General features: G+C 69.0%; 11 protein-coding genes. 5 read left to right on the top strand and 6 right to left on the bottom strand.

Annotation, left to right across the window (positions count from 1 at the left end):
- The first annotated feature begins 175 nt into the window (after positions 1-175).
- From SANBI_RS11980 to SANBI_RS11960, 5 genes are all read left to right on the top strand, one after another.
- The gene (locus tag SANBI_RS11980) at positions 176-799 is read left to right on the top strand and encodes an ATP-dependent Clp protease proteolytic subunit (protein ID WP_056129811.1); all 624 of its coding nucleotides are present in this window, start codon (positions 176-178) and stop codon (positions 797-799) included.
- Positions 800-844: 45 nt separating this feature from the next.
- On the top strand, positions 845-1,543 hold the full coding sequence (locus SANBI_RS11975; protein WP_056129813.1) for an ATP-dependent Clp protease proteolytic subunit: 699 nt from the start codon (positions 845-847) through the stop codon (positions 1,541-1,543).
- 207 nt (positions 1,544-1,750) lie between these two features.
- A complete protein-coding gene (clpX, locus tag SANBI_RS11970) occupies positions 1,751-3,031 on the top strand; it encodes an ATP-dependent Clp protease ATP-binding subunit ClpX (protein ID WP_319155301.1) in 1,281 nt (426 codons plus the stop codon).
- Positions 3,028-3,378: a chorismate mutase gene (locus tag SANBI_RS11965; protein WP_082543828.1), complete on the top strand. Its 351-nt coding sequence runs from the start codon at positions 3,028-3,030 to the stop codon at positions 3,376-3,378. Before clpX ends, SANBI_RS11965 begins: the two co-directional genes overlap by 4 nt.
- A gap of 337 nt (positions 3,379-3,715) precedes the next feature.
- A complete protein-coding gene (locus SANBI_RS11960) occupies positions 3,716-4,912 on the top strand; it encodes a baeRF2 domain-containing protein (RefSeq protein WP_319155298.1) in 1,197 nt (398 codons plus the stop codon).
- A 223-nt stretch (positions 4,913-5,135) separates the two neighbouring features.
- Here the strand turns inward: SANBI_RS11960 and SANBI_RS11955 are convergent, their stop codons facing one another.
- From SANBI_RS11955 to valS, 6 genes are all read right to left on the bottom strand, one after another.
- Positions 5,136-5,948, bottom strand: coding sequence for an amino acid ABC transporter ATP-binding protein (locus SANBI_RS11955; protein ID WP_319155296.1), 813 nt, complete (start codon positions 5,946-5,948; stop codon positions 5,136-5,138).
- Complete coding sequence (locus tag SANBI_RS11950) at positions 5,945-6,802, bottom strand: amino acid ABC transporter permease (protein WP_319155294.1); 858 nt, start codon at positions 6,800-6,802, stop codon at positions 5,945-5,947. Before SANBI_RS11950 ends, SANBI_RS11955 begins: the two co-directional genes overlap by 4 nt.
- Before the next feature lie 5 nt (positions 6,803-6,807).
- Positions 6,808-7,602, bottom strand: coding sequence for a transporter substrate-binding domain-containing protein (locus SANBI_RS11945; RefSeq protein WP_056129830.1), 795 nt, complete (start codon positions 7,600-7,602; stop codon positions 6,808-6,810).
- Positions 7,603-7,677: 75 nt separating this feature from the next.
- Positions 7,678-8,133, bottom strand: coding sequence for a hypothetical protein (locus SANBI_RS11940; protein ID WP_319155291.1), 456 nt, complete (start codon positions 8,131-8,133; stop codon positions 7,678-7,680).
- 136 nt (positions 8,134-8,269) lie between these two features.
- Positions 8,270-10,069 carry an AMP-dependent synthetase/ligase gene (locus SANBI_RS11935; RefSeq protein ID WP_319155287.1) on the bottom strand — a complete coding sequence of 600 codons (1,800 nt, stop codon included), beginning with the start codon at positions 10,067-10,069 and terminating at the stop codon, positions 8,270-8,272.
- 123 nt (positions 10,070-10,192) lie between these two features.
- Positions 10,193-12,916 (bottom strand): valine--tRNA ligase, encoded by a 2,724-nt coding sequence (gene valS / locus SANBI_RS11930; RefSeq protein ID WP_319155285.1) that lies wholly within the window; start codon positions 12,914-12,916, stop codon positions 10,193-10,195.
- Positions 12,917-12,936 lie beyond the last annotated feature (20 nt).

Below are 12,936 nucleotides of genomic sequence, written 5' to 3'. Positions count from 1 at the left end.
AGACGGGGCCCTGTCGTCTCTCTCGGCGCCCGTGAGAGCTCGCCCACCAGCAGCCCTGCACGCACCGAGCACTGTGCGCCCAAAGCGAAACAGACCCGGTGCGGGACGAAACACGGGTGGGGCTCGCGTTAGGGTCACAACAAGCAAGGGTCAGCAGCACGAAGAAGGAGTTCGCGTGAACGAGCAGATGCCAGTGGCAGCCCGCGGAGACGTGGCAGGCCTGGGCCTGAACGACAGCATCTACAACCGCCTTCTCAAGGAGCGGATCATCTGGCTCGGTTCGGAGGTGCGCGACGACAACGCGAACGCCATCTGCGCCCAGATGATGCTCCTGGCAGCGGAAGACCCCGAGAAGGACATCTTCCTGTACATCAACTCTCCCGGTGGGTCGATCACCGCGGGCATGGCGATCTACGACACCATGCAGTTCATCCAGCCTGACGTCGCGACGGTCGCGATGGGCATGGCCGCCTCGATGGGGCAGTTCCTGCTCTCCTCGGGCACCAAGGGCAAGCGCTACGCGACGCCCCACGCCCGCGTCATGATGCACCAGCCCTCGGGCGGCATCGGCGGTACGGCCACGGACGTGCGCATCAACGCGGAGCTCATCCTCCACATGAAGCGCGTGCTGGCCGAGCTGATCGCCGAGCAGACGGGCAAGAGCACCGAGCAGATCCACACCGACTCCGACCGCGACCGCTGGTTCACCGCTCCTGAGGCGCTCGAGTACGGGTTCATCGACCACGTCGTGACCCACGCCGGGTCTGTCGCCGGCGGCGGCGGCACGACCGGCTCCTGAGCCGGCTCCGCCCCCATCACTTGAAGACCTTTGAGGAGTAGACCCATGAGCACCGAGTCTCAGTTCATCAGCACCGCGCAGCGTCTCGCTGGTGCGGGCGGCGTGGCGATGCCGTACGGCTCGCCGTCGTCGCGGTACATCTTCCCGCAGTTCGAAGAGCGCACGGCCTACGGCATCAAGCGCCAGGACCCGTACAGCAAGCTCTTCGAGGACCGCATCATCTTCCTGGGTGTCCAGGTCGACGACGCCTCGGCGGACGACGTCATGGCGCAGCTGCTCGTCCTGGAGAGCCAGGAGCCGAACCGCGACATCATCCTGTACATCAACTCACCCGGTGGTTCCTTCACCGCGATGACGGCGATCTACGACACGATGCAGTACATCACCTCCCAGGTGCAGACGGTCTGCCTCGGGCAGGCTGCCTCGGCTGCCGCCGTGCTGCTCGCCGCGGGAACCCCGGGCAAGCGCCTGGCCCTCCCCAACGCTCGCGTGCTGATCCACCAGCCCGCGATGGAGGGTGGCGGCTACGCCCAGGCCTCGGACATCGAGATCCAGGCCAACGAGATCATCCGCATGCGCGAGTGGCTCGAGGGCACCCTGGCCCTGCACTCCGGTCGGGACGTCGAGCAGGTCCGCAAGGACATCGAGCGCGACAAGATCCTCTCGGCGCAGCAGGCCGTCGACTACGGCCTGGTCGACAGCATCCTGGAGAGCCGCAAGTCGGCGATCCAGAACAAGGGCTGACCACGATCAGGGCCGACCAGCCCTGAGAGCGTGACCCCGGCAACGACCGGGGGTGAGATACCGTGCACCCGTCGGAGCGCCATGCTGACTTTGGCGCTCCGATGGTGTGCAATGGAAGATGTTCGACCAGCAGTCCCGAGGACGTGAGCGGGGCGGGCTGGATGCCATGATCCGCACCCGACCGGGGCGGTCCCGGGAGGAGACGGCGTGACACGCATCGGCGACGGCGCTGACCTGCTGAAGTGCTCCTTCTGCGGGAAGTCCCAGAAGCAGGTCAAGAAGCTCATCGCAGGCCCTGGGGTCTACATCTGCGACGAGTGCATCGACCTCTGCAACGAGATCATCGAAGAAGAGCTCACCGAGGCGGCCGAGGTCGGCATGGTCGAGCTCCCCAAGCCGCGGGCGATCTTCGACTTCCTCGAGCAGTACATCATCGGCCAGGAGGGCGCCAAGCGGTCGCTCGCCGTGGCCGTCTACAACCACTACAAGCGGATCCAGGCGGGCGAGGGAGCCCGTTCGGTCGGCGACGACGCGGCCCAGGTCGACATCGCGAAGTCCAACATCTTGCTCATCGGCCCCACCGGCTGTGGCAAGACGTATCTCGCGCAGACCCTCGCGAAGATGCTCAACGTCCCCTTCGCGATCGCCGACGCGACAGCGCTGACCGAGGCCGGCTACGTCGGTGAAGACGTCGAGAACATCCTGCTCAAGCTCATCCAGGCTGCGGACTACGACGTCAAGAAGGCCGAGACGGGCATCATCTACATCGACGAGGTCGACAAGATCGCCCGGAAGTCGGAGAACCCGTCGATCACCCGTGACGTCTCGGGTGAGGGGGTCCAGCAGGCGCTGCTGAAGATCCTCGAGGGCACGACGGCCTCGGTCCCGCCGCAGGGCGGTCGCAAGCACCCGCACCAGGAGTTCATCCAGATCGACACGACGAACGTGCTGTTCATCGTCGCCGGTGCCTTCGCGGGGCTCGACGAGATCATCTCGTCCCGGGCCGGTAAGCACGGCATCGGTTTCGGAGCGCCCCTGCACACCGCTGACGCGACAGACGCCTTCGGTGACGTCATGCCCGAGGACCTGCTCAAGTTCGGTCTCATCCCGGAGTTCATCGGTCGGGTCCCGGTCATCACGACGGTCACCCCGCTCGACCAGGTGTCCCTCGTGCGCATCCTCACCGAGCCCCGCAACGCCCTCGTGAAGCAGTACCAGCGGATGTTCGAGATCGACGGCGTCGATCTCGAGTTCACGGACGACGCCGTGGCGGCCATCGCCGACCAGGCTCTGCTCCGGGGGACCGGCGCACGAGGTCTGCGCGCGATCATGGAAGAGGTCCTCCAGCAGGTGATGTTCGAGGTCCCCAGCCGCGACGACGTCGAGCGTGTGGTCGTCACCGGTGAGGCCGTCCTCGAGAACGTCTACCCGACGCTCGTGCCGCGCACGGACCTCGGCAAGAACGCCCCGCGCGAGAAGAGCGCGTGACCGAGCAGCCGAGCGACCCCACGCAGGACCCGAGCATCCGCACGGAGATCCTGCGGCTGCGGGGTAGCATCGACAACATCGATGCGTCGCTGATGTACCTGCTCGCGGAGCGCTTCAAGTGCACCGAGCGCGTCGGTGAGCTCAAGGCGCAGGGCGGGGTGGCGCCGGCCGACCCGCTGCGCGAGAGCCAGCAGATCGAGAGGCTCGGACGGATCGCAGCGGAGGCGGGGCTCGACCAGCGTTTTGCCGAGGAGTTCCGGTCCTTCATCGTCAGCGAGGTCGTCCGGCGGCACGCTGCGATCGCGGCCGAGCGCGGCCAGGACACCGTGCTCGACACGTTCTCCTGACCTGACCTGACCTGACCTGACCTCAGCTGGCCAGCCCCAGTCCTGGCTGGATTGCTCTGGTCTTGGCTGGCCCGCGGTCTGGTCCGAGCAGGGCGGTCAGGGCTCCGCGTCCCGTGGTGTGCCTTAGGCAGGCTGCGTGCCGCTGCGCGCTGTGCCTGGTGGCTCCCGTGCCCACCTGCTGGACGTCTCGACGTGGGGGCGTCGGGCCGCTCACCGGTGCATGTCCGGTGCTCACCCCTGGCCACTGGCGTGACCGGGTGAGGTGCGACAGACTGGGTCGTCCGGGCAGCCCGGACCGCGGCTGTCCGTCCCGACGAGACAGCTGCGAGGACTCTGGATGAAGATCGACTGGCTCAAGCCCCTGCTGGGCGCGCCCGGACCGTTCGTCACCGTGTACATCGACGCGACGAGGTCAGGCGAAGGCGACCGCGAGGTCGAGAACAGGTGGAAGAGCGTCCGCAGATCCCTCGAGAAGGACGGTGCGACGGCGCCCGTCCTCGACATGATCGGCGAAGAGATCGTCCGTCCCACCCGGGTCGGTGGTCCGCACGGCCGGGTCGTCGTCGCCGACGAGACGGGTCTGCTGGTCGACAGGGTCACCAAGACGCCTCCCGCGGTCCAGAAGGGCACCTTCGGACCTTTCCCTGCGCTCCTGCAGGCAGCGGGTGCCGCTGATGAGTCTGTCGACTACCTGCGCATCGTCGTCGATCGCCTGGGTGCGGACCTCACCTGGTCCGAGGCCGGCGGACACCTTCCCTATGCCGAGCACGAGTCTGTCGAGGGCGGGCACGACGTCGTCAACAAGGCGAGCTCGGGAGGGCTGTCGCACAAGCGCATCGAGTCCCGCGCGGAAGACTCCTGGGAGCGCAACGCCGAGGCTGTCGCCACCGAGGTCGACCGTCAGGTGGCTGCGCACCGCCCGGAGGTCCTGCTGCTCAGCGGAGACGTCCGAGCGGTCGCCCTGCTCAAGGGAGCGCTCCAGAAGAAGACGGCCGAGCTGGTCGTCGACGTCGCTGGCGGCTCCCGTGGCCACGGGGTCAACGAGGATGCCTTCGAGGCCAACATCACCGAGGCTCTCGAGGCCTTCCGCGTCCAGCGCCGGGAGAAGGTGCTCGACGAGTTCCGGCTCGAGCACGGTCGCAGCACCGGGGGAGTCACCGGGCTCGCCGACGTCATCGCGGTCCTCGCACGCGGCCAGGTGAAGGAGCTGCTGCTCTCCGACGAGTACGGGCCCGGCACCGAGCTCGACGGCCGCTCGGTGTGGGTCGGTGCCGAGCCCCTGCAGATCGCTGCCTCGCGCGACGACCTGGCGGACCTCGGGGCCGTGACGGACGAGCACGAGCTGCCGGCGACCATCGCGCTGGTCCGGGCTGCGCTCGGTCAAGACTCAGGACTGACCTTCGTCCCGGCAGAGTCGCTCTCGCTCGTCGACGGCGTCGGGGCGCTGCTGCGCTGGCACGACAGCGGGACACCCGGGGACGAGCTCGCCCCGAGCATGTCCTCCGACGGAGGCCGCATCGAGAATCTCGGCTGACGCTGACGCTGACGCTGACGCTGACGCTGACGCTGACGCTGACGCTGACGACACAGCACGACAGAGCGGCGGTGACCTCCGAGGTGGTCACCGCCGCTCTCGCGTGCTGTAGGGGGTGCGCCAGGCGGCATCCGCCCCCGGTGCTCCGGAGCGCTGAGCCGCTGAGCCCGACGCCGCAGCGCTGCTGAGCCCTACGCCACATGCGTTGCAGTGCTGCTGAGCCCTACACCGCGGTCGGCCCCTCGTCCGTGTGCGTCGGGTTGAGCACCCTGTCGAGGAAGGCGCGGGTGCGCGGCTCCTGCGGGTCGCCGATCACCTGTGCGGGCGGCCCGGACTCGACGACCACCCCGCCGTCCATGAACACGACGCGGTCGGCGACCTCCCGGGCGAAGGCCATCTCGTGGGTCACCACGATCATGGTCATGCCCTGCTGCGCGAGGTCGCGCATGACCGAGAGCACGTCGCCGACGAGCTCGGGGTCGAGCGCCGAGGTGGGCTCGTCGAAGAGCATGATCGACGGGTCCATGCTCAGCGCCCGGGCGATCGCGACGCGCTGCTGCTGACCACCCGAGAGCTGCGTCGGGTGCGCGCTGCCGCGGTCGGCCAGACCGACCCGCTCGAGGTTGTGGAGCGCGACCTTCGTCGCCTCGGCCTTCGAGCGCCCCAGCACCTTGCGCTGCGCGACAGTGCAGTTCTCGAGAACGGTCTGATGTGTGAACAGGTTGAACTGCTGGAACACCATGCCGACGTGCTGGCGCACGGCGTCGATGTTGATGTCCGGGTCGGTGATCTCGGTGCCCAGGACCCTGATGGTCCCCGACGTCGCGCTCTCGAGCTGGTTGACGCAGCGCAGCAGCGTCGACTTGCCCGAGCCCGAGGGGCCGATCACGCAGACCACCTCACCGGGGGTGACGTCGAGCTCGATGCCACGGAGCACCAGGTTGTCGCCGAAGCTCTTGTGGAGGTCGCGGACCTGGACCACGGGCGCAGCGTCAGCCGCGGTGCCCTCGGTCGTCGCAGGAGGTGTGAGGGTCATGAGCGCGATCCCTTCCCGGTGCGCTTCTCGAGCCAGCGGGCCAGCAGGCCGAGCGGGATCGTGATGCAGAGATAGCCGATGCCGGCGACGAACAGTCCGGTCAGCCCACCGCCTGAACCGCTGGAGAGCGCGTCGCGGCCGATCTTGGTGAGGTCGAACTGGGTCGGGAGCAGCCCCATGAGGTAGATCAGCGAGGTGTCCTTGGTGAGCAGGATGATCTCGTTGGTCATGGGGGGCAGGACGATCCTGAAGGCCTGCGGGATGACGACGGTCAGCAGCGTGCGGCCGTGGGACATGCCCAGAGACCTGGCCGCCTCGATCTGGCCGCGGGGGACAGCCTCGATCCCGGCGCGCAGGGTCTCGGCGATGTACGCGGCCGAGACCATGCCGAGGGCGAGCGCAGCCTTGAGGGTGAGCGAGGAGATCGACACCCCGAGGGCGATCGGCACGGCGTAGGCGAAGGCGATCACGACGAGCAGCGCGGGGATGCCGCGGAAGAACTCGATGTAGATCGTCGCGAGCCAGCGGTAGACGCCGACCGACGAGAGCTTCATCAGGGCGAGCACAGTCCCCAGGCTCAGCCCCACGGCGAAGGCCGCTGCCGTGTACATCAGGGTGTTGAGGAAGGCCCGGGGGATCTTCGGGAAGAGGTCCTGGGCCGCCTCGACGTTGAAGATCTGGTCGCCGACACGGCTCCAGTCGATCGAGACCGCGAGGACGACGACGGCGACCACGAGGAGGCCGTACTGGATCCCGCGGGAGATGCGCGCACGCTTGCGCGGGCTCATCCGGGTACGAGCCTCCACCGTCGCGCGGGGCGCGACGGCGGAGGGCGCTGCTTCGGGTGTCGTCATGAGTCTCAGCCCTCGGCGGGCGCGGTCCCGATCCACTCGGTGTACAGCTCGTCGTAGGTGCCGGCGGTCTCGAGGCGGACGAGCGTCGTGTTGATGGCGTTGACCAGGGCGGTGTTGCCCTTCTTCACGCCGAAGCCGTACTGCTCACCCGTCGAGAAGTTCGCAGCGACCTCGAAGCCGTCGCTGATGAAGGGCGAGAGCGTCGCGACGTCGTTGACGACGGCATCGACCTGGCCGGTCTGGAGGGCCTGGACCTGGGCGCCGAGGTCGTCGAAGACGACGCTCTGCAGGCCGTTCTCCTCGGCCCAGGCAGCGCCTGTGGTGGCGACCTGGACGGCGATGGTCTTGCCCTCGAGGGACTCGAGAGTAGAGAGGTCGGAGCCCTCGGCGACGAGGAGACCCTGGTCGGCGTCGAAGTACGGCTCCGAGAAGTCCATGTTGGCCTTGCGCTCGTCCGTGATGGTGATCCCCGAGGCCACGATGTCGCACTGGCCGGCGTTGAGGGCCGCACCGGACTCGATGCCGTCGAAGCCTGTCGCGAGCGGCGCGAGCTCGAGGTCGAGGTCTGCTGCGACCTCGCCGACGAGGGCCATGTCGAAACCGACGATCTCGCCGTCCTTCTCGAGCTCGAAGGGCTCGAAGGGCGGGTTGGTGCAGACCGTGAGCTTGCCCGACGCGATGGTCGCGATCGAGCCGTCTGCGGCGGTGCCGTCGGAGCTGGCGTCGTCCGAGGACGAGCATCCTGCGAGGAGGAGGCCGCCGAGGGCGACGAGGGCTGCTGCGCTACGTGCTGTGTTCATGGGACACCTCAGAGGCCGAGTGATTGAGTATTCATGTCCCATGATACATATTCACTCGGCGCTGCGTGCTAGGACTCAGGCCCCGGCACTCACAGTGACCGACGTGACAGCCGCGTAGAAGATCTTGTCGAGCCTCAGCGAACGGTCGGACATCTGGCTCGGGTCCAGCACGAGCGCCGTGGCGACGTCGACGGTGCCTCCCCACCGCGCGACCTCGGCGAGCACGACGCCCGCTGTGCGCGGGGCGAAGACCAGCCCGTAGACCAGCCCGACGACCGAGCCGTCGTCGAGGACGCTCGTCGTGCGCGGGTCGGCTCCGGAGGGGTCGACCCCCGCAGCCGTGAGCAGGTCGACGGTGCTGCGCAGCCGCAGCGGTCGCCGCAGCGCGGCGATGCTGTAGTCCGGTCGGTCGGGGCCAGGCACGGTCCGCAGGACGCGCGCGACGAGAGGTAGCTGGACCGCGAGGTCGTCAGGACCCGCCACGACCCTGTCGATCGACACGTCGAAGCGGTCCTGGGGGTCGCTGGTCATGGTCGCGGTCTCATCGTCAGGTCTGATCCTCCAGCCTCAGGCTGCTGGGCGCGTCGCACCGGCCCCGACGCGCACGGCCCGGCGCACCGGCCCCGACGCGCACGGCCCCGCCGTGCAGGGTCCAGTCACGCTGCTCTCACCCTGCGTAGATCGCGGCGATCTCGTCGCTGAAGTCGGCGAGGACCTTGGCACGCTTCACCTTGAGCGACGGGGTGAGGTAGCCGTTCGCCTCGGTGAAGTCTGTGCTGAGCACGTGGATCTTGCGGATCGACTCGGCGCGGGACACGGCCTCGTTGGTCCTGTCGACGGCGCGCTGGAGCGCTTCGAGGACGGCCGGGTGCTTGCCGGCAGCCACGACGTCCATCGACGGCAGACCCTTGCTGCGCAGCCACCCCGGGAGCATCTCGGCGTCGAGGGTCACGAGCGCGGCGATGAACGGCTTCTGGTCGCCCACGACTACGCACTGGCTGACGAGAGGGTGCCCGCGGAAGCGGTCTTCGAGCATCGCTGGGGCGACGTTCTTGCCACCCGCCGTCACGATGATCTCCTTCTTGCGGCCGGTGATGCGCAGGTACCCGTCGTCGTCGAGGGACCCGAGGTCGCCGGTCCGGAACCAGCCGTCGACGAGGGCCTCGGCTGTGGCCTCGGGGTTGTTGCGGTACCCGCGGAACACGTGCTCGCCGCCGATGAGGATCTCGCCGTCGTCGTCGATCTTGGTGCTCGTGCCGGGGAAGGACGGGCCGACCGTGCCGATCTTGATGAGCCCGGGGCGGTTCACGGCCGTGGGCGCGGTGGTCTCGGTGAGGCCGTAGCCCTCGAGGATCGTCAGACCGATCCCGCGGTAGAAGTGGCCGAGCCGCTCGCCGAGCGGCGCCCCGCCCGAGATCGCGTACTGCGCCTTGCCGCCGAGCGCAGACCGTAGCTTGGAGTACACGAGCGCGCTCGCGAGGGCGTGCTGCGCCTTGAGGGCTGCCGAGGGACCGGGGCCTCCAGAGGTGGCCTCGGACATCGCGATCGACACCTTGGCGGCCCAGCGGAAGAGCCGCAGCTTCGCGCCGCTGCCGGCCTTCTGCTCGGAGGAGTTGTAGACCTTCTCGAAGACACGCGGCACGGCCAGCAGGAAGGTCGGCTGGAAGGTCGCGAGGTCGGGCAGCAGGTTCCGGGTGTCAGGGGTGTGGCCCATGACGGCGCCCGACGTCACGCACAAGACCTGGACGAAGCGGGCGAAGACGTGGGCGAGCGGCATGAACAGCAGCGACCGTGCCCCGGGCACCGCGCAGATGTCGCCGAGGCCCTCGACGCCGTTGCGGGTGAGGAACACGAAGTTGCGGTGGGTGAGCTCGGCGCCCTTGGGGCGTCCTGTCGTGCCCGAGGTGTAGATGATGGTCGCGAGGTCGCTGCCGACGACGGCCTCGCTGCGCGCGGTGACCTCGGCCGTGTCGACGCTGCTGCCCGAGAGACGCAGCTGGTCGACGGCGTCGTCGTCGATCACCAGGACGTCGGTGAGCTCGGGCAGGGTCGTGCGGGCCTCCTCGACGAGCGAGGCGTGCGTCGAGGTCTCGACGAGGGCCAGGCGCACACCGGCGTCCCCGCAGATCCAGCGGATCTGGTCGGCCGAGCTGGTCTCGTACACGGGCACCGGGACACCACCCACGGCCCACACCGCGAAGTCCAGCAGGGTCCACTCGTAGCGCGTGCGCGACATGATCGCGACCCTGTCGCCGACCTCGATGCCGCGCGCGAGCAGCCCCTTGGCCGTGGCGAGCACCTGGTCGGCGAAGTGCTGGGCCGTCACGGGCTGCCAGGCGTCACCGAGGTGCGTCTTGCGCTCGATGAGCACGCCGCCCCCGTCCCTGCGCACACGGTCGGCGAGCAGGGTGTTGATCGACGAGCTGTGCGGTGCGTCGGTCAGGCTGGGGGAGGAGAACTCGATCATGCGGGCATCCTTGCTGGCGATCGGGCGGGGCGGGTCGTGCTGACGTCCGGGTCGTGCTGACGTGCGGGTGGTGCTGACGTGCGGGGGCGGGCGCTGCTGCCCGCCCCCGGGCTGTCGAGCGGGTCAGGCTCCGCGAGGCTTCTTGGCCTCGGCCTCGCCGAGCTCGGAGCGCACGACGACGATGCCGCCCTGCACGGCCGGGTCACCCTGGCCGTCCGCGGCGATGTCCAGGCGGAGCTCGCCGGTGACCCGGCCGGCTCCGCGCAGGTCGACCATCGACGACTCGATCGCGTGCAGCGAGGCGCGCGGCACGGCGAGCTCGGCCAGCAGGATCGGCGTGCGCATCGAGACCTTCGCCTCGGACTTGATCTTGCGCAGCGTAGCGAGGGCGTGACCCGAGGCCGTCAGGACCGAGAGGTCCGTGCCGGCAGCGGCTGTGCGCAGGCTGTCTGAGGTGGGCCAGGCGGCCTGGTGGACCGATCCCTCGCGCCACCAGGACCAGACCTCTTCGGTCGCGAAGGGCAGCACGGGGGCGAAGAGACGCAGGAGCGTGTCGAGCGCGATCGCGAGACCGGTCCGGGCGGACAGCGTCTCGGCGGTCACGTCGGTGGCCTCGGCACCTGCACCGTAGGCGCGGTCCTTGACGAGCTCGAGGTAGTCGTCGCAGAAGGTCCAGAAGAAGGTCTCGGAGACCTCGAGAGCCTTCGTGTGGTCGTAGCCCTCGAGCGCGGCCGTGGCACGGTCGACGACGTCGGCCAGACCGGCGAGCATCGCCCGGTCGATCGGCTCGGTGACCAGCGCCGGGTCGAGGACGAGGTCGTCCTCGCCGGCGAAGGACAGCGCGAACTTGCTCGCGTTGAGGACCTTGATCGCCAGGCGGCGACCGATCTTCATCTGCCCGACCTCGAAGGCGGCGTCGGTACCCAGGCGTGCCGAGGCGGCCCAGTAGCGGACGGCGTCGGAGCCGTGCTCCTCGAGCAGACCCATCGGCGTGACCACGTTGCCCTTGGACTTGCTCATCTTCTTGCGGTCCGGGTCGAGGATCCATCCGGAGATCCCGGCGTCGGTCCACGGCAGCGAGCCGTGCTCGAGGTGCGAGCGGACGACCGTCGAGAAGAGCCACGTGCGGATGATGTCCTGGCCCTGGGGGCGCAGGTCCATCGGGAACACGCGGGAGAAGAGGTCGGGGTCGCTCAGCCAGCCACCGGCGATCTGCGGGGTGAGGGACGACGTGGCCCAGGTGTCCATGATGTCGGGGTCGCCGACGAAGCCGCCGGCCTGGCCACGCTGCTCGGCGGTGTAGCCGGCCGGGACGTCGGAGGACGGGTCGATCGGCAGGATCGCCTCGTCGGGGACGATGGGCGAGTCCCACTGCGGCTCCCCGTGCTCGTCGACGGGGTACCAGACGGGGATCGGCACACCGAAGAAGCGCTGGCGGGAGACGAGCCAGTCGCCGTTGAGGCCACCGACCCAGTTCTCGTAGCGGACCTGCATGAACTCCGGGTGGAAGTTGAGCTCGGCGCCCCGGGCGAGCAGCTCGGCACGCAGGTCGCGGCCGGGCATCTCACGCCCGCCGTTGCGGATGTACCACTGACGGCTCGTGACGATCTCGAGGGGCTTGTCGCCCTTCTCGAAGAAGTTGGCCTTGCGCTGGGTCGCGACGGGCTCGCCCTTGAGGTCGCCCGACTCGCGGAGCGCGTCGACGACCACGGTGCGTGCTGAGAACGTCGTCTTGCCGAGCATCTCGGAGAACAGCGCCGTGCCCTGCTCGCTCGTGATCCACTCGGGGAGCTCGCGGGTGATGCGGCCGTCGCGGACGAGGACCGACCGGGTCGGCAGCTGCAGCTCGCGCCACCACTGCACGTCGGTGAGGTCGCCGAAGGTGCAGCACATGGCGATGCCCGCACCCTTGTCGCGCTCGGCGAGCGTGTGGGCGAGGACGGGCACCTCGACACCGAAGAGCGGCGAGGTGACCGTGGTGCCGAAGAGGTGCTGGTAGCGCTCGTCGTCAGGGTGCGCGATGAGGGCGACGCAGGCGGGGAGCAGCTCGGGGCGGGTGGTCTCGATGACCACCTCGGAGCCGTCGGCCGCGTGGAAGGCGATCTTGTGGAAGTGCCCGGGGTAGTCGCGCGCCTCGAGCTCGGCCTGGGCCACAGCGGTCTGGAAGGTCACGTCCCACAGGCCCGGGGCCTCGGCCTGGTAGGCCTCGCCGCGGGCGAGGTTGCGCAAGAAGGCCGTCTGCGCGACCGCCTGGGCCGGCTGCCCGATGGTCTGGTAGTGGTGCGCCCAGTCGACACTCAGGCCGAGGTAGCGCCACAGCGCCTCGAACTGCTGCTCGTCCTCGGCCGTGAGGCGCTCGCACAGCTCGATGAAGTTCTTGCGGCTGATCGGCTGCTGGTCGGCCGCCTTGACGCTCTTGCCCTCGGCTCCCTGCAGCGGGGGCTCGTAGCCCTCGACGTAGGGGAGCGAGGTGTCGCAGCGCACGCCGTAGTAGTTCTGCACCCGGCGCTCGGTCGGCAGACCGTTGTCGTCCCAGCCCATCGGGTAGAAGACGGACTTGCCGCGCATCCGCTGGAAGCGGGCGACGACGTCGGTGTGGGTGTAGCTGAAGACGTGCCCGACGTGCAGCGAGCCGGAGACCGTGGGGGGAGGGGTGTCGATCGAGTAGACGTCGGCGCGCTCGGCGCTGCGGTCGAAGGTGTAGGTGCCCTCGGTGGCCCAGGCGGAGTCCCAGCGACCCTCGAGACCGTCGAGGCTGACCTTCTCGGGTACCTGCTTGACCGTCGCGACCACGGGTCGGGTGTCGGGCGCTTCGGGGACAGGTGCGGAGACGTCGGGTGAGCTCATGGGGGCCATCTTTCCAGATG

The sequence above is a fragment of the Sanguibacter biliveldensis genome, from assembly GCF_033798665.1.
GTDB classification, from domain to species: Bacteria; Actinomycetota; Actinomycetes; order Actinomycetales; family Cellulomonadaceae; genus Sanguibacter; species Sanguibacter inulinus.
This window is presented reverse-complemented; position numbering and strand designations above follow the sequence as displayed.

Bases quoted from the DNA above. Each gene is read 5' to 3' on its own strand.
- SANBI_RS11940 (WP_319155291.1), bottom strand. From the start codon at position 8,133: ATGACCAGCGACCCCCAGGACCGCTTCGACGTGTCGATCGACAGGGTC.
- SANBI_RS11950 (WP_319155294.1), bottom strand. From the start codon at position 6,802: ATGACGACACCCGAAGCAGCGCCCTCCGCCGTCGCGCCCCGCGCGACG.
- SANBI_RS11975 (WP_056129813.1), top strand. From the start codon at position 845: ATGAGCACCGAGTCTCAGTTCATCAGCACCGCGCAGCGTCTCGCTGGT.
- valS (WP_319155285.1), bottom strand. From the start codon at position 12,916: ATGAGCTCACCCGACGTCTCCGCACCTGTCCCCGAAGCGCCCGACACC.
- SANBI_RS11955 (WP_319155296.1), bottom strand. From the start codon at position 5,948: ATGACCCTCACACCTCCTGCGACGACCGAGGGCACCGCGGCTGACGCT.
- SANBI_RS11945 (WP_056129830.1), bottom strand. From the start codon at position 7,602: ATGAACACAGCACGTAGCGCAGCAGCCCTCGTCGCCCTCGGCGGCCTC.
- SANBI_RS11935 (WP_319155287.1), bottom strand. From the start codon at position 10,069: ATGATCGAGTTCTCCTCCCCCAGCCTGACCGACGCACCGCACAGCTCG.
- SANBI_RS11960 (WP_319155298.1), top strand. From the start codon at position 3,716: ATGAAGATCGACTGGCTCAAGCCCCTGCTGGGCGCGCCCGGACCGTTC.